This window comes from uncultured Algibacter sp., from assembly GCF_963976535.1.
Taxonomy (GTDB): domain Bacteria; phylum Bacteroidota; class Bacteroidia; order Flavobacteriales; family Flavobacteriaceae; genus Algibacter_B.
On the sequence record NZ_CAXBLF010000001.1, the window covers coordinates 56,510 to 82,937 of the forward strand.

The 26,428-nt window shown below is 33.7% G+C and carries 17 protein-coding genes; 12 read left to right on the top strand and 5 right to left on the bottom strand.

Going from position 1 to position 26,428, the window contains the following annotated elements; genetic code table 11:
* Window positions 1-58 precede the first annotated feature (58 nt).
* Window positions 59-2,566 carry a DUF5686 family protein gene (locus tag AAC024_RS00285; RefSeq protein WP_339893093.1) on the top strand — a complete coding sequence of 836 codons (2,508 nt, stop codon included), beginning with the start codon at window positions 59-61 and terminating at the stop codon, window positions 2,564-2,566.
* 147 nt (window positions 2,567-2,713) lie between these two features.
* Here AAC024_RS00285 and AAC024_RS00290 read toward each other — a convergent pair whose 3' ends face one another.
* The 5 genes from AAC024_RS00290 to metK all read right to left on the bottom strand — a co-directional run bounded on the left by AAC024_RS00290 (window position 2,714) and on the right by metK (window position 12,218).
* Entirely contained in the window at window positions 2,714-3,733 is a 1,020-nt protein-coding gene (locus AAC024_RS00290) for a CocE/NonD family hydrolase (protein ID WP_339893094.1), read from the bottom strand.
* A 183-nt stretch (window positions 3,734-3,916) separates the two neighbouring features.
* On the bottom strand, window positions 3,917-5,737 hold the full coding sequence (locus tag AAC024_RS00295; protein WP_339893095.1) for a glycoside hydrolase family 2 TIM barrel-domain containing protein: 1,821 nt from the start codon (window positions 5,735-5,737) through the stop codon (window positions 3,917-3,919).
* A 239-nt stretch (window positions 5,738-5,976) separates the two neighbouring features.
* Window positions 5,977-9,621 carry a M1 family aminopeptidase gene (locus AAC024_RS00300; protein ID WP_339893096.1) on the bottom strand — a complete coding sequence of 1,215 codons (3,645 nt, stop codon included), beginning with the start codon at window positions 9,619-9,621 and terminating at the stop codon, window positions 5,977-5,979.
* Window positions 9,622-9,654: 33 nt separating this feature from the next.
* Window positions 9,655-10,542 carry an ABC transporter ATP-binding protein gene (locus tag AAC024_RS00305; protein WP_339893097.1) on the bottom strand — a complete coding sequence of 296 codons (888 nt, stop codon included), beginning with the start codon at window positions 10,540-10,542 and terminating at the stop codon, window positions 9,655-9,657.
* 422 nt (window positions 10,543-10,964) lie between these two features.
* On the bottom strand, window positions 10,965-12,218 hold the full coding sequence (metK, locus tag AAC024_RS00310) for a methionine adenosyltransferase (RefSeq protein WP_339893098.1): 1,254 nt from the start codon (window positions 12,216-12,218) through the stop codon (window positions 10,965-10,967).
* Between the two features lie 642 nt (window positions 12,219-12,860).
* Between metK and ilvD the strand changes: the two genes are divergently transcribed.
* The 11 genes from ilvD (at window position 12,861) to AAC024_RS00365 (ending at window position 26,425) form a co-directional block, all read left to right on the top strand.
* Window positions 12,861-14,543, top strand: coding sequence for a dihydroxy-acid dehydratase (gene ilvD / locus AAC024_RS00315; RefSeq protein WP_339893099.1), 1,683 nt, complete (start codon window positions 12,861-12,863; stop codon window positions 14,541-14,543).
* Window positions 14,544-14,650: 107 nt separating this feature from the next.
* Window positions 14,651-16,387: a biosynthetic-type acetolactate synthase large subunit gene (ilvB, locus tag AAC024_RS00320; protein WP_339893100.1), complete on the top strand. Its 1,737-nt coding sequence runs from the start codon at window positions 14,651-14,653 to the stop codon at window positions 16,385-16,387.
* A 125-nt stretch (window positions 16,388-16,512) separates the two neighbouring features.
* Window positions 16,513-17,046 (top strand): acetolactate synthase small subunit, encoded by a 534-nt coding sequence (ilvN, locus tag AAC024_RS00325; RefSeq protein WP_339893101.1) that lies wholly within the window; start codon window positions 16,513-16,515, stop codon window positions 17,044-17,046.
* A gap of 17 nt (window positions 17,047-17,063) precedes the next feature.
* Window positions 17,064-18,539 carry a ketol-acid reductoisomerase gene (gene ilvC / locus AAC024_RS00330; protein ID WP_339893102.1) on the top strand — a complete coding sequence of 492 codons (1,476 nt, stop codon included), beginning with the start codon at window positions 17,064-17,066 and terminating at the stop codon, window positions 18,537-18,539.
* Window positions 18,540-18,783: 244 nt separating this feature from the next.
* Window positions 18,784-20,376 carry an NADP-dependent glyceraldehyde-3-phosphate dehydrogenase gene (locus tag AAC024_RS00335; protein ID WP_339893103.1) on the top strand — a complete coding sequence of 531 codons (1,593 nt, stop codon included), beginning with the start codon at window positions 18,784-18,786 and terminating at the stop codon, window positions 20,374-20,376.
* A gap of 26 nt (window positions 20,377-20,402) precedes the next feature.
* Complete coding sequence (gene azu / locus AAC024_RS00340; RefSeq protein WP_339893104.1) at window positions 20,403-20,909, top strand: azurin; 507 nt, start codon at window positions 20,403-20,405, stop codon at window positions 20,907-20,909.
* A 523-nt stretch (window positions 20,910-21,432) separates the two neighbouring features.
* A complete protein-coding gene (locus tag AAC024_RS00345) occupies window positions 21,433-22,050 on the top strand; it encodes a GNAT family N-acetyltransferase (protein ID WP_339893106.1) in 618 nt (205 codons plus the stop codon).
* The gene (locus AAC024_RS00350) at window positions 22,047-23,228 is read left to right on the top strand and encodes an argininosuccinate synthase domain-containing protein (RefSeq protein WP_339893107.1); all 1,182 of its coding nucleotides are present in this window, start codon (window positions 22,047-22,049) and stop codon (window positions 23,226-23,228) included. The genes AAC024_RS00345 and AAC024_RS00350 overlap by 4 nt, the downstream gene beginning before the upstream one ends.
* The gene (gene argC / locus AAC024_RS00355) at window positions 23,225-24,202 is read left to right on the top strand and encodes an N-acetyl-gamma-glutamyl-phosphate reductase (protein WP_339893108.1); all 978 of its coding nucleotides are present in this window, start codon (window positions 23,225-23,227) and stop codon (window positions 24,200-24,202) included. Before AAC024_RS00350 ends, argC begins: the two co-directional genes overlap by 4 nt.
* 278 nt (window positions 24,203-24,480) lie before the next feature.
* Window positions 24,481-25,275: a pyrroline-5-carboxylate reductase gene (gene proC / locus AAC024_RS00360; RefSeq protein ID WP_339893109.1), complete on the top strand. Its 795-nt coding sequence runs from the start codon at window positions 24,481-24,483 to the stop codon at window positions 25,273-25,275.
* A 1-nt stretch (window position 25,276) separates the two neighbouring features.
* Window positions 25,277-26,425, top strand: coding sequence for an aminotransferase class III-fold pyridoxal phosphate-dependent enzyme (locus tag AAC024_RS00365; RefSeq protein ID WP_339893110.1), 1,149 nt, complete (start codon window positions 25,277-25,279; stop codon window positions 26,423-26,425).
* Window positions 26,426-26,428: the final 3 nt, after the last annotated feature.

The window sequence follows — 26,428 nt, forward strand, 5'->3', positions numbered from 1 at the left end:
ACTTCACCAACCTTCGGCAAGCAAGTTAGCACGATTGTTGATGAAGTTTTTTTGTATTATGAAATTAAGATTAACTATTGCCCTTTTCATCCTCGGACTATGTTCAGCATTTGCACAAACCAAAGTGAGTGGTTATGTGTTTGATGAATTTAATGAACCTGTATCTTTTGCTAACGTCATATTTAAAGGGTCAACAGAAGGCACTATAACTAACGAAAACGGAAAGTTCTATTTAGAATCAGGCGAAACTTGGAATGTCTTAACCGTATCTTTTATAGGTTATGAAACCTTGAATATTCCTCTAGAAAAAAAAGTAAACTACAATTTAAAATTCACACTTAAAGAAGCAACAGCACAATTGGATGCCGTAGTAATTGTATCTGGTAAACAGTCCAAAAAGAATAATCCTGCAATTGATTTATTACGAAAAATCTGGGCAAATAAGCGGAGTAACGGTTTAAAGCAATTCAAACAATACGAATACGATAAATACGAAAAAGTTGAGTTCGATTTAAATACTATAGATAGTGCGCTTATTAAAAGCAAACTGTTTAAGGGTATGGAATTTATTTTTGAAGAAGTTGATACCTCCAGCATAACCGGAAAAACATACTTACCGATTTTTATAAACGAAGCTGTTTCAAAGGTATATGGTGATAATGTTATTAATAAGACCAAGGAAGATTTACTAGGAAATAAAAATTCAGGGTTTAGTGATAATCAAATTATTATTGATTTTGTAGACGATTTATATACCGATTTTAATGTGTATGATAATTATCTTAAATTTTTCGATAAAAGTTTTGTGAGCCCATTGTCAAAAACAGGAATTAGCACTTATAACTATGTGTTGTCTGATAGTACTTTTATAGGTGATAAATGGTGTTACAACATTATCTATTATCCAAGGCGTAAAAACGAATTAACTTTTAAAGGCGATTTTTGGGTGGCAGACACCACTTATGCCATCAAAGAAATTAATCTTCAAGCCTCAAAAAGTGCCAATATAAACTGGGTAAAAGAAATTTATATTGAACAAGAGTTTGAAGTGCTTAATGATTCACTTTTTCTTGTAACCCGAGATTATATGCTATCAGATTTTGCTTTTAATAAAAAAGAAAAATCGCGTGGTGTATATGGAAAGCGAACAACTTTGTACAACAATTATAAGTTTGATATTGAAAAGGACAAAAAATTCTACGAAAAGGACGTTTATAATTATGATAAAGATATTTACAACAGAGGTGAAGAATTTTGGGATGACAATCGTTTAGAAAAATTAAATAAAGATGAAAAAGGGGTTTATAAAATGTTAGACACCTTAAAAACGGTAAAAAAGTTTAAACGTCTTTATAACTTGGGAAGTATTTTGGCATCAGGTTACATAGAGTTTAATACGTTGCCCTTAGATTATGGCCCTGTTTTTTCAACCTTCGGTTATAACGAAGTTGAAGGCATACGTTTACGAACAGGAGGAAGAACCTATTTTGGGCCAAATGATTTGTGGCGAATAGAGGGCTTTTTAGCCTACGGATTTCAAGACGATAAATTTAAATATGGTATTTCTGGTAAGTGGTTGCTTAATAAAAAGAGCCGACTAATTATTTCTGGAGGAAAGCGACGCGATGTAGAACAAATAGGAGCCAGTTTAACAACAAGCACCGATGTTTTAGGCAGAAGTTTAGCCTCTTCCTCGGTAGTGAGTACCGGTGCCAATGATAAATTAACGAACATTAATTTAACCAGTTTAGCAATTGAAGCTGAGCCTTGGCAAAATGTTATTTTTAGACTAGGAGGAAACTACAGAACTTTAGAATCGGCATCGCCAACATTTAGTTTAGATTATAATACGCCAACAGGTATAGCATCTGAAATTAAACAATACGAAACAAACTTATCAGTATCGTATTTTCCTAGACGGAAAATGACTGGTTTTGGTGTGGAACGCAGAGTAGCCAATGATTATTTTGCGCATCTGTTCACTCAAGTTACCAGAGGCGATAAAAGTATTCTTAATAGCGATTTTGATTATACCAAAGTGCAGTTTTCATATACACAACCCTGGCAAATGGGTGGTTTTGGAAGACTTTATACTACTATTGAAGCAGGTAAAACCTTTGGAGAATTACCACTCGGTTTGTTAAGTGTCATTCCTGGAAATCAAACGTATTTTTCAATTTACAATACGTTTTCGCAACTTGATTATTACGAGTTTGTGTCTGATACTTATGCGTCATTTCATTTTGAGCATAATTTTAACGGGCGCTTGTTTTCAAGAATTCCGTTTTTAAGGAAATTAAATCTTCGTGAAATTGTAAGTGTTCGAGGTGTTTTAGGTAGTCTTTCAGAAGAAAATATAGCCTTGAGTAACGTTGCAAGCAATCCAAATAATCTTCAGTTGATTGCACCATCAAATGAACCCTATTACGAATATAGTTTAGGCATTGGTAATATTTTTAAAGTGTTTAGAATAGACTTCAATTTTAGAGGAAATTATAAAGATAACATTCAATATCCTAATGCTAGAAAATTTGGTGTAACGGGGAGCTTTGGATTTTATTTTTAAGAGGCTCGTTTAACGGTTTTGTATATGGTTTGTTGCGTGTTTCAGCAATAAATTTAGCAAATACAAACCAAATAGAAAATCCGCGAGGATTTTTGTAAGTAGGCGATTACTAGCAATGAATTATACACGGCTTGTAACACGTTATTTTTATTTCAAATATTTATTCAGAAAATCAATTTGTGCTTTACTCGATTTATCAAATAGTGGACTTGGATAATACAATAGTCCGAAATGCCCTCCATCAATATCAACCCATTCTTTCGGTTGCGTAATGTTATTATATACAAATTGTGTCACTTTTGGGTTAGCACCATTCATCTCATCATTTGTTGCAACGACCATTAGTATTGGAGCTTTTAATTGATCTGCAAATTGACCAAGATTGAAATCATCAGGAATTTCGATGTTAGAAAATGAAACTACATTTTTCCAATTTGTGCCAAACCGACCACCATATTCAATAAACCAATTATATGCCGTTAAATCTGTTAATGCAGAAGGTGTTCCTTTTTGGTCTGTCGAAACTATAGGCATTTGATCAGTCGTTGTATTTGGCAAACTCATTATATCGTCAATTAAAAGAGTTTCTTTTGCAAAAGCATATAAACTTCCATCTTTATCTTCTTTGGGAAATTCTTCCCCAAAAGCAGGAATCATAGTAATAACAGCTTTAACTCTATTATCTGTAATTCCAGCTAGAAATGCCTCACGTGAGCTCAAACTTGCTCCCCAAACGGCAATTTTATTTGCATCAATTTCGGGTTGGTTTGAAATAAAACCGATGGCATCAATATAACCTCTGGATTGGATCCAGAAATTTATTTCTTGACGTGGTTCTCCATCACTTATCCCTAAATTTCGATGATCATATAGTGCAACAGCAAAACCTGCTTCTCTAAACTTCACTGCATATTTATCGGCTGTCATCCCATCGATGGTAGTTGTAAATCCGTGAGCCATTATAATAACTGGACTTTTTTTCGATTTATCCTCTGGTAAATATAACCTCCCTCTAAGTATGGCTCCTTGTGACTTAAACTCAATATTTCTGTACATAATATTTCCAATTGTATTAGATTCAAGTGTTCCCTTTGGTTTTTGATTATTACTACAAGCCAATAAAGTCCCTATGAAGATTACCAGTAGAATTTTGATTGTTTTTATCATTATTGTGATTATTTAGCTCCCACAGTTGTCTAATGTGTTACAAGAAAAGATAAAGTTCCGTTTCAATGAACTTTATCGATTGTTAAACGAAGTTATCGTTTTTTTCTGACAAAGTCAAGCTATAGAAACAAAAAAGATCACCTAAAAAAGTGACTTTTTCAATATTCATAAAATTATAATTTTCTATTCAAAAACAACATCATCAAAATAAATGTCCTGTGGCGAACCATAACTGCTTGAAAAAACAACCAAGCCAGAACGGATACAGCTAAGGTCTAAATTTTTGGTTTTAATGCTGTATTTTTTCCATTTGGTGGTTAATTTAACTTCAATGGATTTTTTTGCGGTGTCAGGATATGTTTTATCCTTGCCTATCAACCCAAAACCTATGGTTGCTGTTACATTTTTTTTACTAGCTTTTGCCCAAAAACTGAATGTAGTAGCTTCTGAAATATCATAACCTCCAAGAATGTCACCCCAATCATTTGCTGGGTCAACTAAACCAAGACCATACCAATCATGTACTTCATTATAGCTAATTTTTAATGCCGCTTTTCCTGAATACACATCATCTTGATTATGAGTATCTACACTAATAGATTTATAGTTCCCCATATATGCAGTTGGTAAGTATGGCAAATCATCTCCATCCTTATATACATAGAAAGGTAAATGGGCTTTAGGTACTAAATATTTTCTATTTTTAGCATCTTTATCACTTGCAATAATAGATGTAGATGCTATACCAACATTGTTATAGGTGTCTTTAACGTTTACATATATTTTTATAGGACCGTCTTCCTTTGGTACCTGAATTAAATAACCACCAGTATTAGTAGTTCTATAATTAAGTGTGTTGATTTGATTTCGCCGCTTACGACTCCCTGTACGTTGATTGTAATAAAAGCTAATATCTAATTTTTCATGCTCTATATCAGATACTTTTAAAGTAGCAGGAATCCATAATCCACTTTCATAATTGGAATTAGGTAATTCGAAAGTTTCAATTATGGGTACGTTATTAATTGGTTTACTTCCTGTATAGGCTTCTCTAATGGCCCAATATTGTGGACGATACATGTCTTTATGGTGCGTAAAAAACCAAGGAGAAATAAAGGCGTTACCACTTGCATAATGGAATACATATACTCCTAAACATGCTGGTTTGTTTTTAATCCAGTCATTATAACCAATTGCAATGGCATTATATTTTTGCTGGTCAGTCGGTTCTACTATAACTCCGTTTTTTTTCTGTTTTATATCCCATTCTCCGGTGACTCCAAATTCTGTAATAATATAGGGTTTGTCAATACCTCTTTTTTTTACTTCGGAAGCTAAAAAACCAGCGCCTGAGCCATAACTGTTCAAACCGTAAATATCAATAGAAGGCACTAATTTTTGCCACCAGTCTAACCCAAAAGTCCATGCTTCTACAGAAGTTATCGGATGATTCGGGTCTAACGCTTTAATCTTACTACAAATTTTTTCTAAAAGTATAGAGTAAGCTTCTTTTTCTTCATCTGTAGCTATATTCAAATAAACCTCATTGCCAACACCCCAAGTAAGAACAGCAGGGTGGTTTTTGTATTTTTCTACAGTTTCAATGGCACCGTTATACATATCTTTCATGCCTTCTTTATCCTCTAGATAATTAAAACTATCGTCATCTTCCATTCCAGGGCGGCCATGTCTCATCCAGATGCCTACCATTACCTTTATGCCATAAGTCTCAGCAGCATCAAGGAGTTTGTTAGTGTTGTTATTAGTTGCCCATAGCCTTATTGTGTTAACACCAAGGAATTTTAGATCTTTAAAATAGCGATCATAATTTTCTGCATCTTTATCGTACCCAAACGTAACGCCTTTAATTTCAAAAGGTTCGCCGTTTACCATTAAAGCCCAATTGTTGTCAATTTTCTTAATAGTAGTTTGAGCTTTTAAGCTGAAATTTAAAAGAAAAGTAATAAAAAGCGTTAGTATAAAATGGATTAGATTTCTGTTCATGATATAGAAAATAAGATATTATGAATGTTAACTATGAAGATATGAAATCGTTTTAAAAATCATTTGGAATAAGTTTTATTTTTTTCTTAGAGGTATTAAATTATTTAAAAAAAGACCGCCTTATGAAGACCGTCTTTTTCAATATTTATTAAAAGTTGTAGTTTGAGGTTACAACTCAAAAGCTTCTTTTACTTTATCAAAGCTATAAACCATTTCAGAAAAGTAAACACCTTTAAACGTTAATCTAAAATTTCCTCTAAAGAAATGAGGTTGTCATCCGGAATGCGGTCTATCATTTTATTATAAGGATCAATACCTGCTTTTATTGGCAGTTTCTTTGTCATATATGTAAATGTTGATTTACCAGGGTTCACCCAAACTTTTTTCAGAACTAAAGGCGATTTTATTGTCATGTCTTGTTCGTTTTTTATATCATCATCAAAAACGGCAATTTCAAGTAAATTGGCTTTATCTCCTGTTGCTAATAATTTACCATTACCATCAAAATATTTCTTCGAGCTTTCAACTTCAATAGTTACTTCATAGTTATCATCTGCCACTTTTTTATAAGAGGCTTCTGTAACTTTGTTAGAATAAAGCGTAATTTTTTCAAAGCTATCTTCTAAATAATATTGCAGAGAATCTGGCGTTACAGATGTCATGTAATCATACCACTCTACAGTAGTTGTAAAAGGGGCTTCTTGCCTAAAGCGTGCAGCTTCTGCATAAGCTTTAAAACCTTTGTTTAAATTGGCTTCACCAATTAAATCTTGAAGCGCATAAAGTATCAATCCTCCTTTTCGATACCAAACATAGGCTTGATTATCATTATCAAGTAATGTTTTTTCAAACTTGCTTTCGTTGGCTCTACTTCTTAAGTATCGGTCTAATTCTTCTTTTAAAAATGCCTGCATCGCATCTACACCATATTCTTTTTTCATCACCATCAACGAAGAATACTCAGCCATGGATTCAGAAATTTGATTGGATCCTCGTGTTGCTGACGGTGTAATTTGATGTCCCCACCATTGATGTGCTACTTCGTGAGCTGTAACAGTATAAACATAATCTAAATCATTAGGATCGCTAAAATCTCCTACCCATCCAAAACTTTCTGCAAATGGTACGGTATTCGGAAATGATTGAGCAAATGTAGAATATCTGGGAAATTCAATAATTCTCATTTGGCGATATTGGTAAGGGCCATAATTTTCAGAGAAATAATCTATAGAATGTTTCACGCCTTTTACGAAACGGTCAATATTATAAGTGTGAGTGGGATGATGAAATATTTCAATATTCACTTTTTCACCTGATTTTCCAGTCCAAACTTCGCGGTGAACATCATATACCGCTGAGGAAATATTATAGAAAAAATCTAATTCACCTTCCATTTTGTAGGTATAATATTTTCTTCCATTTTCTTCCCATTCTTTCTGTAAATATCCTGGCATTATAGCAATCTGATCTGGAGCTGTACTTACGGTACCTTCAAAAGTTATATAATCGGCGTCATCATTAAACAATAAATTACTTGTTCCCCAGGAATCAGTTTGCTCAGGTAGTGAATAATCTTTTATGGGTAATTCATATTTCTTACGATCTTGATCACTGGTTAATTCGCCTTGAGCGCTATAACCGAATGACGGGAAGAAATTGTTATTTAAAAATGTTCCATTATATACTAAATCTGAGCCTGAACCTTCGTTAGGAAAGCCTTTATATGAACTGCTTACTTCTAACGTCATGCTAATCGTGTCATTTGGTTTTAATGGTGATTCAAAAGCATAAATTTCATAACCAAAGTCATCATAACGTTTACCTAATTTTGGAACATAACCTTCAATAGTAAATGTATTAACTTCTTTCTTCAACAACCCTTCTGGCCCCCAATTTAAATGTAATGAGTCAATAACTTCATTAGATTTATTCACCATTTTAAATGTTGTTTTTATTTTTGCGGAACGTTCTTCAGGTATTAAATCAGCAACAATTTTCACATCAATAACTTTTGGCTGTGCTATTTTATCGTATTGACTCAGTTGTTTTTCATATTCAGCGGAACCAATTGTTCCTTGTTTTACAGTGCGATAATTGTTTAAAGTTTTAGTGTTATAATTAATAAATGCACCAGAACCAATAAAAATAGCTAACAAAATAATAACTGATGCAATCGTTCTTACGTTTAGTCGTCCTTTAGCTATTTGCCAACGCGCTTTTCTGCCAGAATCTGTTCCTCGTTTCCAAAAAAGATAACCGACAACTAATAAAACGCCTCCAAAGGCTAACCAATAGGTTCTAAACCAAAAAAGAGCCTTTCCAAAATGCCCGAATCCATTCATGTCAGACACTGTGTAGCCTGGGGCATAACCATATAAGTATAAATTGTTATTGACATCTGCTAAACTATTTAATCCAAAAAGTAATACCCAAATGGCTATGGCGATTACATGTCCCATAAATTTTTTGGCAACTATAGAATGCACAAAAAAGGCCAATAAAACGAAAATGATGTACTTAGGGAATTCAATTAAATATAAATCAGTGAAGTACTTTTCAAATTCAAAATTGAAATACCCTTTAATGATTTGATTTAGTACACCACTAACTAAAATCATGTTTACTAAAACAAAACTTATCATTGCTAATGCTAAAAATTTAGACCCATATACGATACGATTCGGTAATGGAAGGGCACCAAATATTTGGTCGTAATTTACATTGCGCTCTCTATGTAACACTTCACCAGTCATAAATACAATAAGAATAAAAATGAGAATTCCGTATGTGAAATCTTTTACTTCTAACATATAATATGTGAGTGGTAACGATGGTGTTCCATAAATAGGGAAACCAAACCAGGCATCAAAAAACAGGAATAGCACAGCGGCAATTAAAATGGCTATAAAAAAATTATCTCTTATAATATTTTTAAATTCCATAACTGCCAAACGAAATAATAATTTAACATTTAAGCTTTTTGAGAAAACTTTTGAAACCATTGGAATTTTAGTCAGTGAAGCAGTTACATTGTTTTTATCTATGTTGTCGTTTTTCTTCTTTGATTTATAATTTTTATTTAAAAATTTCTGAAAATCAAATCTAAATAATGTGAATAGCAATGCCAGTATACCCAAACCAACCCAAATAATTCGATTCCAAACTAACATACCTTGAAACGGAACCGTTAAATTATTTTGTTCTTCAGGCGTCCAGTATTGAATAATATTTTGATAAGTACCCAAACCAAAAGGGTCTAAAAGACTTACTAAGTTTTTGTTTTCAATATCTTGAGTAAGTGTTAAAGTGATTAAATAAGTAATGAAAAGAATCGCTCCTCCAGCGTATGCCAACATGACTTTTTTGGTTAAACTTACTAAAGAGAAGAAAATACAGCCAGCAAAGAAAAAATTTGTCCAATATAGCATTAATGTTGGTTGTAGATAATGCCAGAAATTAAATGTTGTAAAACGATCAGGCTCTTCAAAACCTGCGAATGGGCCAATAATGAATCCTATAATTAAGCCTAAATGCAATCCAAGGCTTACTAAAAAAAGGACAGACATAGAACCAAAAAAACGACCTAATAAATAGCCTTTTTCACTTACAGGATATGAAAAATAATAATTTTCCGTTTTATGTTCAATATCTCTGTAAACGGGTACTCCCATAATGGCGCTTGACAGCATAATCCCGAAAATGCTTATCAGCGAAAGCATTGATGCTATTGCTACAGGAGAATTGACAAAAACTTTTTCTGAGGCTGGTCCGTTTCCACCAATAGCTGTAATAAGACCGAAAACAAGAAGAATTCCAAAATACGCCCATGTTGCAGGTCGCTTTAGTCTATATTTTATTTCAAATTTGAATATTTCTTTAAACATAATTGAATGATTTTAAATGAATTAATTAAACAATTATGCTAAAGTTGAATCCATACGAGATGTGATTTCAGCAAAATAAACATCTTCTAAATCCGCATTAATAGCATCAAATGAAGCGTCTGGTTGGTTGTCACTTAATACGTGTATGACTGTTTGTCCCGCTTTAAGGTGAGTTGAAATTACTTGTAAATCTGATTGGTAATTGGCCAATTCAGCTTTTTCAATAGCTTTTTTCCAAACTCGGCCTTTAATACCATCGGTTAAAATACTTGGATTACCTTTAACAACAACTTCCCCAAGGCAGATGATGGCCATGTTGTTACATAAGTTGGAAATATCATCAACAATATGCGTTGATAAAATTACAATAGTGTTTTCTCCAATTTCACTTAGTAAATTATGAAAACGAACACGTTCTGCTGGATCTAAACCAGCTGTGGGTTCATCTACAATTATTAATCTAGGGTCGCCAATTAAAGCTTGAGCAATACCAAAACGTTGTTTCATTCCTCCCGAATAGGTTCCTAAGCTTTTATTTCTTACATCCCATAAGTTAGTTTTATTCAGCAATGATTCTACTAGATCTTTACGCTCTCCTTTGTTAGATATTCCTTTTAGAGAGGCAATATGATTTAGCATACTATATGAACTTACTTTAGGGTACACACCAAACTCTTGAGGCAGATAACCAAGGATTTTTCGCACTTGAGCTTTGTCATTTAAGATGTCAATATCATCTAACATAGCAGAACCTGAATCAGCCTGCTGTAGTGTGGCTAAGGTTCGCATTAATGAAGATTTTCCTGCTCCGTTAGGTCCTAAAAGACCAAACATTCCTTGAGGAATATTTAGTGTAACGTCTTTTAAAGCTTGAACACCGTTTGAATAGGTTTTGCTAAGGTTTTTGATTTTTAATTCCATAAATTAAGATTATCTGTTTGCTAGTTAGTGTCTGGTCGGAAACAGACGATTTTTATAATTTGAATTATTTTTGATGTCATTTTTGTTTAGTTTTTATGAGTTGATACCTTAGTATCAAGCGATTAAAAATAAACTGAAAGGGCGCAAAAAGAAACAAATTTAATTTTGCTGTGTTTCCGTCCAGACACTAGTTAGTAGCTAAAGATAAATAAATAATTAAGAATGTTGATTTTTAGAACCCTTGGCTTAATAAATATATTTCTTCTAATTGTCTAGATTGATTCTCTGATAAAAAAAATGTTTTAATGTTTTTAATCAGGCGTTAAACCAATCTGCCTAATTTTTCTGATAAAGTCAAAGACTTAAAAACAAAAAGACCACCCGTTTAGGATGGCCTTTTAAATGTATTTGAGCTTTAAGTTTTACAACCCAAAAGCAATTTTTACTTTATCAACATAATCTAATTTCTCCCAAGTAAATAACTCTACATCAAGGGTTATACTTTCGCCATTAGGCTGAGAAAAAGTTTTAGTTACTATTTCGTTTTCACGACCCATGTGCCCGTAAGCAGCAGTTTCGCTATATATTGGGGAACGTAATTTTAGGCGTTCTTCAATAGCAAAAGGGCGCATATCGAAAATTTCAGATACTTTTTCGGCTATTTCACCATCGGTCATATTAAAAGTACATGTGCCATACGTATCAACAAAAATACCCATAGGTTCTACCACACCAATAGCATAACTTACTTGTACTAAAATTTCATCCGCAACACCAGCAGCAACTAAATTTTTAGCAATGTGTCTTGTAGCGTAAGCAGCACTTCTATCCACTTTACTTGGGTCTTTTCCCGAAAAAGCACCACCACCGTGGGCACCTTTGCCACCGTAAGTGTCAACAATAATTTTGCGTCCCGTTAAACCGGTATCTCCGTGAGGTCCACCAATTACAAACTTTCCTGTTGGGTTAATGTGATATGTGATGCCATCATTAAATAATTTTTGAATAGCTTCAGGAAGATTAGCAACGACTCTTGGTATTAATATATCAACAATATCTTTTCTGATTTTTGCAAGCATGGTTTCGTCATCAGCAAAATCATCGTGTTGTGTTGATACCACAATTGCGTCAATACGTTGCGGAATATTATCATCGCTATACTCAATTGTAACCTGACTTTTAGAATCTGGTCTCAAATAAGAAATAGCTTTATTTTCTCGTCGTAATTCAGCAAGCTCTTTTAAAATTCTGTGCGATAAATCTAAAGCCAAAGGCATAAAATTTTCCGTTTCGTTTGTTGCATAACCAAACATCATACCTTGATCGCCAGCACCTTGTTGTTCTTTGCTTCCTCGATCTACACCTTGATTAATGTCATCAGATTGTTCATGAATTGCAGAAAGCACACCGCATGAATTACCGTCAAACATATATTCGCCTTTGGTATAGCCAATTTTATTTATAGTATCTCTCGCTATTTTTTGAACATCTAAATATGTTGTAGATTTTACTTCTCCAGCAAGTACAACTTGACCAGTAGTTACTAAAGTTTCGCATGCTACTTTAGACTCTTTGTCAAAAGCTAAAAAATTATCAATTAACGCATCACTAATTTGATCAGCTACCTTGTCTGGATGTCCTTCAGAAACACTTTCTGAAGTGAATAAATAAGCCATATTCTTTATTTTATGGTAAGATTTGACGATAACGTCGAAGGAAGTTTACACTGCCTTTAGCATTTTTGCTTGTGCTGAACTTGCTTCAGTATCTTTTAAAGATAATAATGAAGAAATAAGTTTAGTACAAAGAGGTTGCAATCAGTCAAATCTTTCCTCTATTATTTGTTTTGCAAAAGTAAAAAAATAAAAGAATATGAACCTTGATTTTTCTTTTTTTCGATGATATGTTGGTTATTAAATTTTAATTGTAAATATTTGCATCATTCAAAATGAAAAAACAAATTTTAAATATCATTTCTATTAATGTCATAGTGATTATTTCACAGCGATAGGGAATGGTATATTTTAAAAAATAACTTTTAAAAGCCTTCCTAAATTTGGAAGGCTTTTTTTATGTATTTTTTTTCGTTTTTGAACATCATAAAAAAAATGATTTAAATAACTGAATAACAGTATTTTAATTAGTTTTTATGGGTCGTGAATTTAACCTATAAAAGTAAAGGTTAATCTATAAGAAACCCTAATAAATTAATTTCGACAACTTGTTTTATGCAAATTGAAGAATTTTTGTTAAAAATCTTAAAAAAGCAATAGAATAAATATCAATATAGAGGATAAGCGAAATATTTTGCAATAAATATGAAAGAACTTAATAAACATAGTAAAAGGCTAACACAGGATGAATCTCAACCAGCATCGCAAGCCATGTTATACGCCGTTGGTTTGACTGATGAAGACATGCAAAAAGCTCAAGTAGGTATTGCTAGCACAGGGTATGACGGGAATCCATGTAATATGCATTTAAATAATTTGGCTGCTGAGGTGAAAATTGAGTGTAATATTGCAGATTTAGTCGGCTTAGGATTCAATACTATTGGTGTTAGTGATGGTATCTCCATGGGAACTTCTGGTATGAATTATTCTTTAGCGTCTCGAGATATTATTGCAGACTCAATTGAAACGGTAATGCAAGCACAAAGTTATGATGCGCTTGTTTCTGTTGTTGGTTGTGACAAAAATATGCCTGGGGCTGTTATTGCGATGTTGCGTTTAAATCGTCCGTCAATCATGATGTATGGTGGTACCATTGCATCAGGAAATTATAAAGGAAGAAAGTTAAATATTGTTTCGGCATTTGAAGCTTTAGGTCAAAAAGTGGCTGGGGAAATTGATGAAGAAGAATATAAAGACATTATAAAAAGAGCTGTTCCTGGAGCAGGAGCTTGTGGCGGGATGTATACAGCAAATACTATGGCCTCAGCTATAGAATGTATGGGTTTTGCATTGCCATATAATTCATCAATTCCTGCTGAAAATCCAAATAAATTATCAGAAAGTGAAAGAACAGCTAGAGCTATAAAAAACCTTTTAGAATTAGATTTAAAACCATTAGATATTATTTCTAAAAAATCTATAGAGAATGCTATTGCTCTTGTAAATGCCTTAGGAGGCTCTACAAATGCGGTATTGCATTTCTTAGCTATTGCACATGCAGCCGATATTGATTTTACATTAGAAGATTTTCAACGTGTTAGCGACAGAACACCTTTAATAGCCGATTTAAAACCTAGTGGAAAATATTTAATGGAAGATGTTCATGGTATTGGTGGGACTCCAGCCGTAATGAAATATTTACTAGATAATGGCTTTTTACATGGCGATTGTATGACGGTAACAGGAAAAACTTTAGCAGAAAATTTAACAGCTGTTGAGCCACTTAAGTTTGAAAATGAACAAGATGTTATTTACCCAAAGGATAACCCTTTAAAATCTTCAGGAAACCTACAGATTCTTTATGGGAACTTAGCCACTGAGGGTTCGGTTGCAAAAATATCAGGAAACGAAGGCTTGTTGTTTGAAGGGAAGGCAGTGGTATATGATGGAGAACAAGCAGCAAATACTGGGATTTCTAATGGAGAAGTTGAAAGAGGTGACGTAGTCGTCATTCGGTATGTAGGTCCAAAAGGAGGTCCGGGAATGCCAGAAATGTTAAAACCAACGTCTTTAATAATGGGTGCAGGTTTAGGGAAATCTGTAGCACTAATTACAGATGGTCGTTTTTCTGGTGGAACACACGGCTTTGTTGTTGGGCATATAACCCCAGAAGCTCAAGACGGTGGCACCATAGGATTATTGAAAACTGGTGATAACATTAGAATTAGTGCTGAAGATAATTCTATTAATGTATTGCTTTCTGATGAAGCATTAGCAGAAAGAAAATCACAATGGATTCAGCCAGAATTAAAACACAAAAAAGGAATATTATATAAATATGCAAAATCGGTTTCATCGGCCTCTAAAGGCTGTGTAACGGACGCATAAAATTCCTGCGAACGCAGGAATCTTATAATTAAATAACCAAAAGTTAGTCATTATAAAAAGAAAAAAAATTAGAGTAAGCTCGAAAGAGTATTAAAAAATACTGAGAGATGAAAGAAACTCAAACAATAAATAAAACCAAAAACGTGGCAGAAAAAACACAACGTATCACAGGTAGCGAAGCTGTTGTAAGAAGTTTGATGGCTGAAGGCGTTGATATTCTTTATGGATATCCAGGAGGTGCTATTATGCCTGTTTATGATGAATTATATAAATTTCGAGATCAAATTCATCACGTATTAACACGTCATGAACAAGGTGCTGCACATGCGGCCCAAGGTTATGCTCGTATATCTGGTAAAGTTGGTGTTGCTATGGCAACTTCTGGACCAGGGGCAACTAATTTAATTACTGGAATTGCCGATGCGCAAATAGATTCAACTCCAATTGTTTGTATTACTGGGCAGGTGCCATCGCACTTATTAGGTAGTGATGCGTTTCAAGAAACAGATATTGTTGGTATTTCAACACCAGTTACTAAATGGAATTGTCAAGTAACAAAAGCGGAAGATATTCCTGGAGCTATAGCTAAAGCATTTTATATTGCTAAAAGCGGAAGACCAGGACCTGTATTAGTGGACATAACAAAAGATGCTCAGTTCGGGGAGTTAGATTTTAAATACGAAAAATGTAAAGGTGTAAGAAGTTATATTCCAATACCTAAAACAGATCCAGAAACTATTAATGCTGCTGCGGAATTAATTAATAAGGCTAAAAAACCCATGATTGTTTGGGGGCAAGGTGTTATTTTAGGGAAAGCGGAAGTAGAACTTAAGGCGGTGATAGAAAAAGCTGGAATTCCTGCGGCGTGGACTATTTTAGGAGCTTCGGCATTACCAACGTCACATCGATTAAATATAGGTATGGTTGGTATGCATGGTAATTATGCACCAAATAAATTAACCAACGAATGCGATGTGTTAATTGCTATTGGGATGCGTTTTGATGACCGTGTTACGGGTAGTTTAGATACCTATGCAAAACAAGCTAAAATCATTCATTTTGATATTGACCCTGCGGAAATTGATAAAAATGTAAAAACCGATGTTGCTGTTTTAGGTAATTCAAAAGAAAGTTTAGCAATGCTTTTTGATGCTTTAAACAAAAACTCGCACGAATCATGGTTACAAGAATTTAAAGATTTATATGCTATTGAATTTGAACAAGTAATCAAAGGAGATATCAATCCTACAAAAGAAGGATTGACTATGGGCGAAGTTATAAAACAAATAAATATTGAAAGTAAAGGAAACGCAGCCATTGTTTCAGATGTCGGGCAACATCAAATGATTACGTGTCGTTATGCGAAGTTTAACCAAACCAAGAGTAACATTACATCAGGTGGTTTAGGCACAATGGGGTTTGCACTGCCCGCGGCTATAGGAGCTAAAATGGCAGCGCCAGAACGCGAAGTAGTTGCCATTATAGGAGATGGAGGTTACCAAATGAATATTCAGGAGTTAGGAACCATTTTTCAGCAAAAAACAGCTGTTAAAATTGTCGTATTAAACAATGAGTTCTTAGGAATGGTTCGTCAGTGGCAACAATTATTTTTCGATAAGCGTTACGCTTCTACGGAAATGACAAATCCAAATTTCGTAGCTATTGCTGAAGGATATTATATAAAAGCTAAGAAAGTAACCAAACGTGAAGAATTGGCTGATGCAGTAAAAGAAATGATGGCTTCAAAAGAGTCTTATTTCTTAGAAGTTTGTGTAGAAAAAGAAGATAACGTATTTCCAATGATTCCTTCAGGAGCATCGGTTTCAGATGTACGTTTAAGTTAAATAAATAAAATAGAATAAAGAAAATAGAACAGAGAGTAAAGATGCTTATCAATATAAGATAGAATTCAGAAGAAAACAATGAACTGTCTTTTTTCTAACATCTTTTCTCTATTATCTTTTGTAAAATGAACGAAGACATAAAATCATTCACAATATCAATATACACCGAAAATAATATCGGTTTATTGAATCGTATATCCGCTATTTTTCAGCGAAGACATATCAATATTGAAAGTTTAACAACATCTCAATCAGAGATTGATGGTGTAAACCGTTTTGTAATTGTTGTAGACATGACCGAATCGAATGCATGTAAAATTGTTAAACAAATTGAAAAGCAAGTTGAAACGATAAGAGCTTATTATCACACTGAAGACGAAACCATATTTACGGAGTCTTGCATGTTCAAGATTAAATCTGATTTGTTGTTTAATGAGCCTCAAATTCAGAATATAATTAAAGAGAGTAACACAACAATAGTAACTGTAAACAAAGAGTTTTTTGTTTTAGAAAAATCTGGACGACGAAACGAAATAGAATCTTTACGACGAGATTTGAATGTATTCGGAATTATGCAATTTGTGCGTTCAGGTAGAATTGCAGTCACTAAGGAACAAATGAAAATATCAGAAATGCTAACAGCATTCAATAATCAATAATAACAATTAAATATAAAATGGGAAATTATTTTAACACACTATCGCTAAGAGATAAATTAAATCAATTATCGAAGTGTAGATTTATGGATGCTTCAGAATTTACAGATGGAGTAAACGTATTAAAAGGTAAAAAAATAGTTATAGTAGGATGTGGTGCTCAAGGATTAAACCAAGGGTTAAATATGAGAGATTCTGGTTTAGATATTTCTTATACATTGCGCGATGCTGCAATTGCAGAAAAGCGTCAATCTTTTGTAAATGCTTCTGAAAATGGTTTTAATGTTGGTACCTACCAAGAGTTAATTCCAACAGCTGATTTGGTATTGAATTTAACACCAGACAAGCAGCATACAAGTGTCGTGAAAGCGGTGATGCCTTTGATGAAAAAAGGAGCAACATTATCTTATTCTCATGGTTTTAATATTGTTGAAGAAGGTACACAAGTACGTGAAGATCTTACTGTAATTATGGTTGCGCCAAAGTGTCCAGGAACTGAGGTTCGTGAAGAATATAAGCGTGGTTTTGGTGTGCCAACATTAATAGCAGTGCACGAAGAAAATGATCCTGAAGGAAAAGGTTGGGCACAAGCAAAAGCTTATGCCGTAGCCACGGGGGGAGATAAAGCAGGTGTATTAGCATCGTCTTTTATAGCTGAGGTTAAGTCTGATTTAATGGGAGAGCAAACGATTCTTTGTGGATTGTTACAAACGGGTTCTATCCTTTGTTTTGATAAAATGGTTGAAGAAGGCATTGATTCTGGTTATGCTTCAAAATTAATTCAGTACGGTTGGGAAACTGTTACAGAAGGTCTGAAATATGGTGGTGTAACTAATATGATGGATCGTCTTTCTAACACAGCAAAAATAAAAGCTTTTGAATTATCAGAAGAGTTAAAAGATATCATGCGTCCATTATTCCAAAAGCATATGGATGATATAATTGAAGGTCGTTTCTCTGCTGGTATGATGGCAGATTGGGCTAATGATGATAAAGATTTGTTAGGTTGGAGAGCTGCAACTGCAGAAACTGCGTTTGAAAAAACACCAGCTGGAAATGTTGAAATCTCAGAGCAAGAATATTATGATAATGGCGTATTGATGATTGCTATGGTAAGAGCAGGTGTGGAATTAGCTTTTGAAGCGATGACAGATTCTGGAATTATCGATGCTTCTGCATACTACGAATCATTGCACGAAACACCGCTTATAGCTAACACCATTGCACGAAAGAAATTATATGAAATGAATAGTGTGATTTCTGATACAGCTGAGTACGGATGTTATTTATTCGATCATGCTTGTAAGCCTTTATTAACAGATTTCATGAAAAATATCAAAACAGATGTTATAGGAAAGCCTTTTGCTAAAGATAACGGTAATGGAGTTGATAACGCAAAACTTATTGAAGTAAATGCAGCTTTAAGAAATCATCCAGTTGAAAAAGTGGGTGAGTTTTTAAGATCATCTATGACGGCTATGAAGCCAATAGTATAATCACAAGCACAACTAAACTAAACTATATTTTGTTCAAACCTGTCAGATGTTATCATTTTGACAGGTTTTTTCATTACAGTAACTTCATTTTAAGTATAATATTCTGTTTTTATATTTCTTAAAAACATTCAATTCCTCGAAAACGTTTGCGTCGTAAAACAGTTAGTTAATTGAGATACAGAAGGGGTTTTAGAATTGTTTTTTGTTATTTTGAAGTAATTAGTGTCACTTCAAATATAAATTCATGAAACATCCTTTTACAGAAATTCCAGAAGCTTATAAGATTGAATCGCTTTTACACCAAAAAACATATCTCGTAAATGGCGAGTTGCGACATTGGGAAGGTGAAACGGCTGAAGTATATTCAACTATTTCTTCTACTTTAAAATATAAGCAAACACTTTTAGGAACTATTCCTCAACTTGGCGAAAAAGAAGCTATAGAAGTTCTAGATTCTGCAATTTCAGCTTATGATAAAGGGAAAGGACTATGGCCAACAATGAAAGTTGGCGATAGAATAGCTTGCATGGAATCGTTTGTTGAACAAATGAAAACTAAGCGAGAAGAAGTCGTAAAACTATTGATGTGGGAAATCGGGAAAAACTTGCCTGATTCTGAGAAAGAATTTGATAGAACAGTTGATTACATTTATGATACCATTGAAGCTTATAAACAAATAGATAGAGATTCGGCTAAGTTTGAAAAAAACTCTGGAGTTTATGCACACATTCGTCGTGGCCCTTTAGGAGTCGTTTTATGTTTAGGACCTTATAATTATCCATTAAATGAAACGTTTACGTTGTTGATTCCAGCATTAATCATGGGTAATCCTGTTATTTTCAAACCAGCAAAACTTGGAGTTTTATTAATATCTCCTCTATTAGAAGCTTTTCAAAGTAGTTTTCCGGAGGGTGTAGTGAATATTGTTTACGGTCGTGGTCGCGTTTTGGCAACACCGATTATGAAGTCTGGAAAAATTGATGTTTTGGCTTTAATTGGAAATAGTAAATCTGCTAATGCTTTGCAATCTCAACATCCAAAAGGAAACAGACTTAGAATGGTTTTAGGTTTAGAGGCTAAAAACCCAGCAATTGTATTGCCAGATGCCGATTTAGATTCTGCGGTTGATGAATGTATTGCTGGAACCTTGTCTTTTAATGGGCAACGTTGTACAGCATTAAAAGTTTTGTATGTTCATGAATCTATTGTGGAAGAATTTAATAGAAGATTCGCTTATAAAGTAGATCAGCTCAAGTTTGGAAATCCATGGGTGGAAGGGGCTAAATTAACACCACTTCCGGAAGAAGATAAACCAGCATATATTCAAGAATTGATTGACGATGCTAAAGAAAAGGGTGCTAAAATTTTGAATAAAAAAGGAGGAGAAACTACAGAGAATTTTATTTTCCCAGCAGTTTTATACCCAGTAACTAAGGATATGCGTGTATTTCAAGAAGAACAATTTGGTCCAGTAGTGCCTGTTGTTACGTTCTCTGATATAGAAGAACCCTTAGATGATATGGCAGAATCTAATTACGGACAGCAAGTAAGTTTGTTTGGTAAAAATATACACACCTTATCTCCGCTAATTGATACTTTGGTAAACCTTGTTTGCCGTGTTAATTTAAATAGTTCTTGTCAACGTGGGCCAGATGTTTACCCTTTTACAGGAAGAAAAGATTCCGCATTTGGTACGTTGAGTGTTCACGACGCTTTACGTTCATTTTCAATAAGAACATTTGTGGCATCAAAGGATAATGAATACAACAATGCTATTTTAGAAGAGTTGTTAGAAAAGAAAACATCAAATTTCATCAGTACAGATTATATATTATAGACAAAATCTATTCATTTTATATTAATATGAAAGCAATTAAAGTTATAATTCTAGTGGTTTTTTCAATTTCCTTAATCAGTTGCGGTGGAAAAGATCAAAAGAAACAAGAAGGGTTTAGTTATGATAAGAACACTGAGGTTTCTAACAAAGCTAAAAGTGATCCTAATGATGTGGTTATTACATCTAACGATGCTATGCAGTTCAATAAAAAAGAAATTAAAGTTAAGGCGGGCAAAAAAGTAAAAATCACCTTAAAGCATATTGGTAAAATGGATAAGAATGTTATGGGACATAATTTTGTTTTACTAAAACAAGGTGTTGATATCATGATGTTTGGAAACAAAGCAGGGGTAGAAAAAGATAATAGCTATATCCCTACTGGTACTGATGATGTCATAGCATTCACCAAAGTTATTGGTGGAGGTGAAACAGCCGTTGTGGAGTTTGATGCTCCCGAAAAAGGGACTTATGATTTTTTATGCAGTTTCCCGGGGCATTATGCTATAATGAAAGGTAAGTTTATCGTAGAGTAAAAGCTGTTTCTATTTTATTCAATTGAATTTTAAATAAACATTTGAGAAGATATCTTTGCAAAATTTAAATATGAAATGCACACATTTGGTGTGCATTTTTTTGTCAACACTTCTGATTATTACATTTTTTAAAATAAAAACCTAGATAAAACGAGATATCTGTAATTCTTATCAAAAACTAAGTCTTTATTAGGCATTTATGAAATAAAATTTTAGTTTTACATTATGAAAAATTCAAAAAATAAAATACGTTGTTCAGTTCCCGGGTTTCCCGTGCGCTTTCGCCGCCGCTTCTAATCTTATCTATAAGCAAAACCAAAACGTAATTTTAATTTTTTCATAGTGTCCAAATTTATTTCCATAGTATTTCAAAAATCAGTTAATTCTTTAATTAACAATACTTTTATACGCCGTATTTTTCCTCGTCGCCCGTAAGGGTATATAATAATGTTATTGAACTAGGTGAGTCCAGTTCAGCTTTCAAGAAAAATTAGAATAATAGACATAAAATAAAAATAGGGAAATGAAGGTTGTCATAGCCGATAAATCACATATTAAATACGCAGAAGCCATTTGCAATACTATTGCTGATTCTGCGCAAGTTAGAGGTACAGGTATTGCTAAACGTACCCCAGAGTATATTTCTTCTAAGATGGAGAATGGTAATGCGGTTATTGCTTTAGATGGTGATAAATTTGCAGGGTTTTGTTACATCGAAAAATGGGGGCATGGTAAGTTTGTTGCTAATTCGGGACTTATTGTACACCCTGATTACAGAGGAAAAGGATTGGCAAAAAGAATAAAACACAAAATTTTTCAACATTCTAGAAATAAGTTCCCAGATGCTAAGGTGTTTAGTATTACAACAGGGTTACCCGTTATGAAATTGAATAGTGATTTGGGGTACAAACCAGTTACATTTTCTGAATTAACGGATGATCAAACCTTTTGGGATGGTTGTCAAACCTGTCAAAACTACGATGTATTAACTCGAACTAATAGAAAAATGTGTTTGTGTACGGGAATGTTATATGATCCTAAAGCGAAACAAATAGAAGAAAAAATTAAGGTAAAAGAAAAGGTTTTTAAAAGATTGAAGCATATTAAAGAAACCATGTTTTTAAAAAAAGATAAAAAATGAAAAAATTAGTTATAGCATATAGCGGTGGATTAGATACTTCATATTGCGCAGTTAGTTTATCGAAAGAGTATGATGTACATGCAGTAAGTGTGAATACTGGAGGCTTTACAAAAGAAGAAATTGGACATATAGAAAGTAACGCTTATAAAATGGGTGTTTCAACTTACAAGAATATTGATGCAGTAACTACTTTTTATAAAAAAGTAGTGAAGTATTTGGTTTTTGGAAATGTATTAAAAAACAATACATATCCGTTATCTGTGAGTGCAGAGCGCATTATTCAAGCCATTGAAATAGTTGAGTATGCCAAAAGTATTGATGCAGAATATATTGCGCATGGTAGTACAGGCGCTGGAAACGATCAAGTTCGTTTTGATATGATTTTTCAAACCTTGGCGCCAAATATTAAAATTATTACGCCGATTAGAGATGGAAAATTAACCAGACAACAAGAGATTGATTACCTAAAAGAGAACGGTATTGATATGTCTTGGGATAAAGCTAAGTATTCAGTTAATAAAGGACTTTGGGGAACAAGTGTTGGAGGTTTAGAAACTTTAGAATCGGAAAAACCATTACCAGATGAAGCCTACCCATCGCAATTAAAACATGCCGAAGACGAAAAAGTAAAACTAACTTTTGCAAAAGGTGAATTGGTTGCTGTAAACGGTATAGAAAACGATCCTGAAATTAATATTGAAGTTTTAAATAATTTAGCTTCGCCTTATGCTATAGGTAGAGATATTCATGTTGGTGATACTATTGTTGGGATTAAAGGACGTGTTGGTTTTGAAGCAGCAGCAGCATTAATTACTATCAAAGCACACCATTTGTTAGAAAAGCATACATTGACTAAATGGCAATTACAGCACAAAGAATATTTGTCTAGTTTCTATGGGATGCATTTGCATGAAGGGCAGTATTTGGATCCTGTAATGCGTAACATTGAAGCGTTCTTACAAAGTAGTCAAGATATGGTTACTGGTGATGTTACTGTTACGCTAAAACCGTATCATTTTTCATTAGATGGGATTGTTTCAAAACATGATTTAATGAGCGCAAAGTTTGGAAGTTATGGGGAAGAAAATAAAGCTTGGACTGCTGATGAAGCCAAAGGGTTTATCAAAATTCTAGGAAATCAAAACAAAATATATCAACAAGTAAATTCATTAATATGATACACGTTGGAATTATAGGAGGCGCAGGTTACACAGCTGGTGAATTGATTAGATTATTAATCAACCATCCTGAAACTGAGATTGATTTCGTTTTTAGTACAAGTAATGCAGGAAACAAAATTAGTAAGGTACACCAAGATTTAGTTGGGTCTTTAGATTTGAAGTTTACAGATACAGTAAATCCAGATGTTGATGTATTGTTTTTGTGTTTAGGTCATGGTAATTCGGTTAAATTTTTATCTGCAAATACATTTTCTGATAATACTAAAATTATCGATTTAGGAAATGATTTTAGATTAGAAGCTGATAAAAATTTTAAAGGAAAAACCTTTGTTTATGGTTTGCCAGAATTACAAAGAGAAGACATCAAGAACGCAAAGTATATAGCAAATCCTGGATGTTTTGCAACTGCCATTCAGTTAGGGTTATTACCTTTAGCAGATAAAGGGTTGCTTAATAAAGATGTGCATGTTAATGCAGTGACAGGTGCAACAGGAGCAGGAACATCGTTATCTGCAACAACACATTATACGTGGAGAGACAATAATTTTTCGTATTATAAACCGTTTACGCATCAGCATTTAGGAGAAATTAATCAATCGGTAAATCAATTACAAAATGATTTTTCTTCTGAAATTATTTTTATGCCAAATCGCGGAAATTTTTCAAGAGGTATTTTTGCAACGATTTATACTGATTTTGAAGGTTCTATTGAAGAAGCAAAAGACATTTATAAGTCGTTTTACGCAGCTGCTAAATTCACGTTTGTATCAGATGAGGTTTTACACATGAAACAAGTGGTGAATACCAATAAATGTTTAGTGCATTTGCATAAACACAATGGCAAATTATTAATTTCAAGTGTGATTGATAATTTATTGAAAGGTGCTTCAGGACAAGCCGTTCAGAACATGAATTTGATGTTTGGTTTAGAGGAAACGACCGGATTAGGATTGAAGGGGTCGTACTTCTAGCCTCGCCAAAGGTGAGGAATAGATTGTGGATTAGTATTGCTTAGACCTGTCAGATTTTAAAAACCTGACAGGATTGAAAAATAATTAGTTCGAGTAAGTGTTCCCCTCCTTCGGAGGGGTTAGGGGAGGATTTAGGGCAAGAGTGGCGCGTTAGCGATTGAAACGGCATCCTTTTTTGAGGCACGAAAAAAAGATATAGTGTAAAGCGCGACCCTTGTGGTAACGCCAAAATAATAAAACAGATTTCCTCCTTCGAGGGAATGAAAAAAAGTATAATTATGAAAGTAGCAATTATTGGAGCAGGGAGTTTAGGACAGTCTATTGCAAAAGGATTATTGACGAATAAAGTGGTGAATTCTTTGTATTTAACGAAAAGAAATACAAGTTCTCTTATAAAATTTAAGAGATTTAATAAGGTTATTTTAACTTCAGATAATGAAGAGGCTGTTAAAAATTCTGATATTATTATTTTTGCAGTACAACCAAGACATTTGAGTAGAATTTTAGAAGATTTGAAATATATACTCAAAAAAGAGCAAATTATTATTTCTGTAATTACAGGTTTTTCTATTGCTAAAATAGAAAATATAATAGGAGGAAAGCACCATATAATTCGCGCCATGCCAAATACGGCAGCGTCTGTAGGACAATCAATGACTTGTCTTTCTGCAAATGAAAGAGGCAGAGAAAAAGTTGAATTTGCCAAAACTATTTTTAACAGTTTAGGAAGTTCTATGGAAATTCCTGAAGAGCAATTACAGGCAGCAACCGTTATTTGTGCAAGCGGAATTGCTTTTTGGATGCGATTAATTCGCGCAACAACGCAAGGCGCTATTCAATTAGGTTTTGAAGCGCATGAAGCTCACCAACTGGCAATGCAAACTTGTTTTGGCGCTGCTTCATTATTGAAGGAATCGGGAAAACATCCTGAAGAAGAAATAGACCGTGTAACCACACCTAGTGGATGTACTATTGAAGGTTTAAATGAAATGGAGCATCAAGGATTGAGTTCTTCTTTAATAAAAGGAATTAACGCATCGTTTGAAAAAATTAACCAAATAAAAACTAGTTAAAATGCCGCTATTTAATGTATATCCGTTGTATGATGTAACGCCAGTTTCAGGAAAAGGGGTTTATGTTTATGATGATGAAGGCACCGAATATCTAGACCTTTACGGTGGGCATGCGGTGATTTCTATTGGGCATGCGCATCCTAAATATGTTGAAGCAGTTTCAGAGCAAGTAGCTAAACTTGGTTTTTATTCTAACGCCATTCAAAATCCTTTGCAAAAGGAATTAGCTGATAAGTTAGAAGCACTTTCTGAGTGTAAAGACTACGAGTTATTTTTATGTAATTCGGGAGCAGAAGCTAATGAAAATGCCTTAAAATTAGCATCTTTTAAAACGGGTAAATCTAGAGTGGTGGCCTTTAAAAATGGATTTCACGGGCGTACATCGGCGGCAGTAGCAGCTACGGATAACCCAAATATTATAGCGCCTATAAATGCGCAACAGCAAGTAACGATTCTGAAATTGAATGATATTTCAGGTGTAAAAGCTGAATTGGAAAAAGGTGATGTCTGTGCTGTCATTGTTGAATTTATTCAAGGTGTTGGAGGATTAGATCAAGCAACTTCCGAATTTTTTGAGCAAGTTGATGCTTTATGTAAAGCCAATAACAGCATGTTTATAGCGGATGAGGTTCAATCTGGTTACGGGCGTTCTGGTAAATTCTTTGCGTTTCAGCATTATGATGTAACGCCAGATATCATTGCTATTGCTAAAGGAATGGGTAATGGTTTTCCTATTGGCGGCATTTTAATTCATCCAGATATTAAAGCAAAATTTGGGATGTTAGGGACTACTTTTGGTGGTAATCATTTAGCATGTGCAGCGGGCTTATCGGTTTTAAATGTTATTGAGGAGCAAAAATTGATGGATAATGTTAATGTGATGTCTGAGTACTTTATTAAAATTGCTGAAACTATTCCACAGGTCAAAAATATTAAGGGACGCGGATTAATGCTTGGTTTAGAATTTGATTTTGAAGTTGGCGACCTTAGAAAAAAACTAATTTACGACCATCATATTTTTACGGGTGGTGCATCAAATAAAAAATTATTGAGAATATTACCGCCATTAACCGTTGAAAAAGAGCATATTAATATGTTTTTTGAGGCATTAATTGAAGCATTAGCTGAAGTTGAAATAAGCATTGAATAAAAA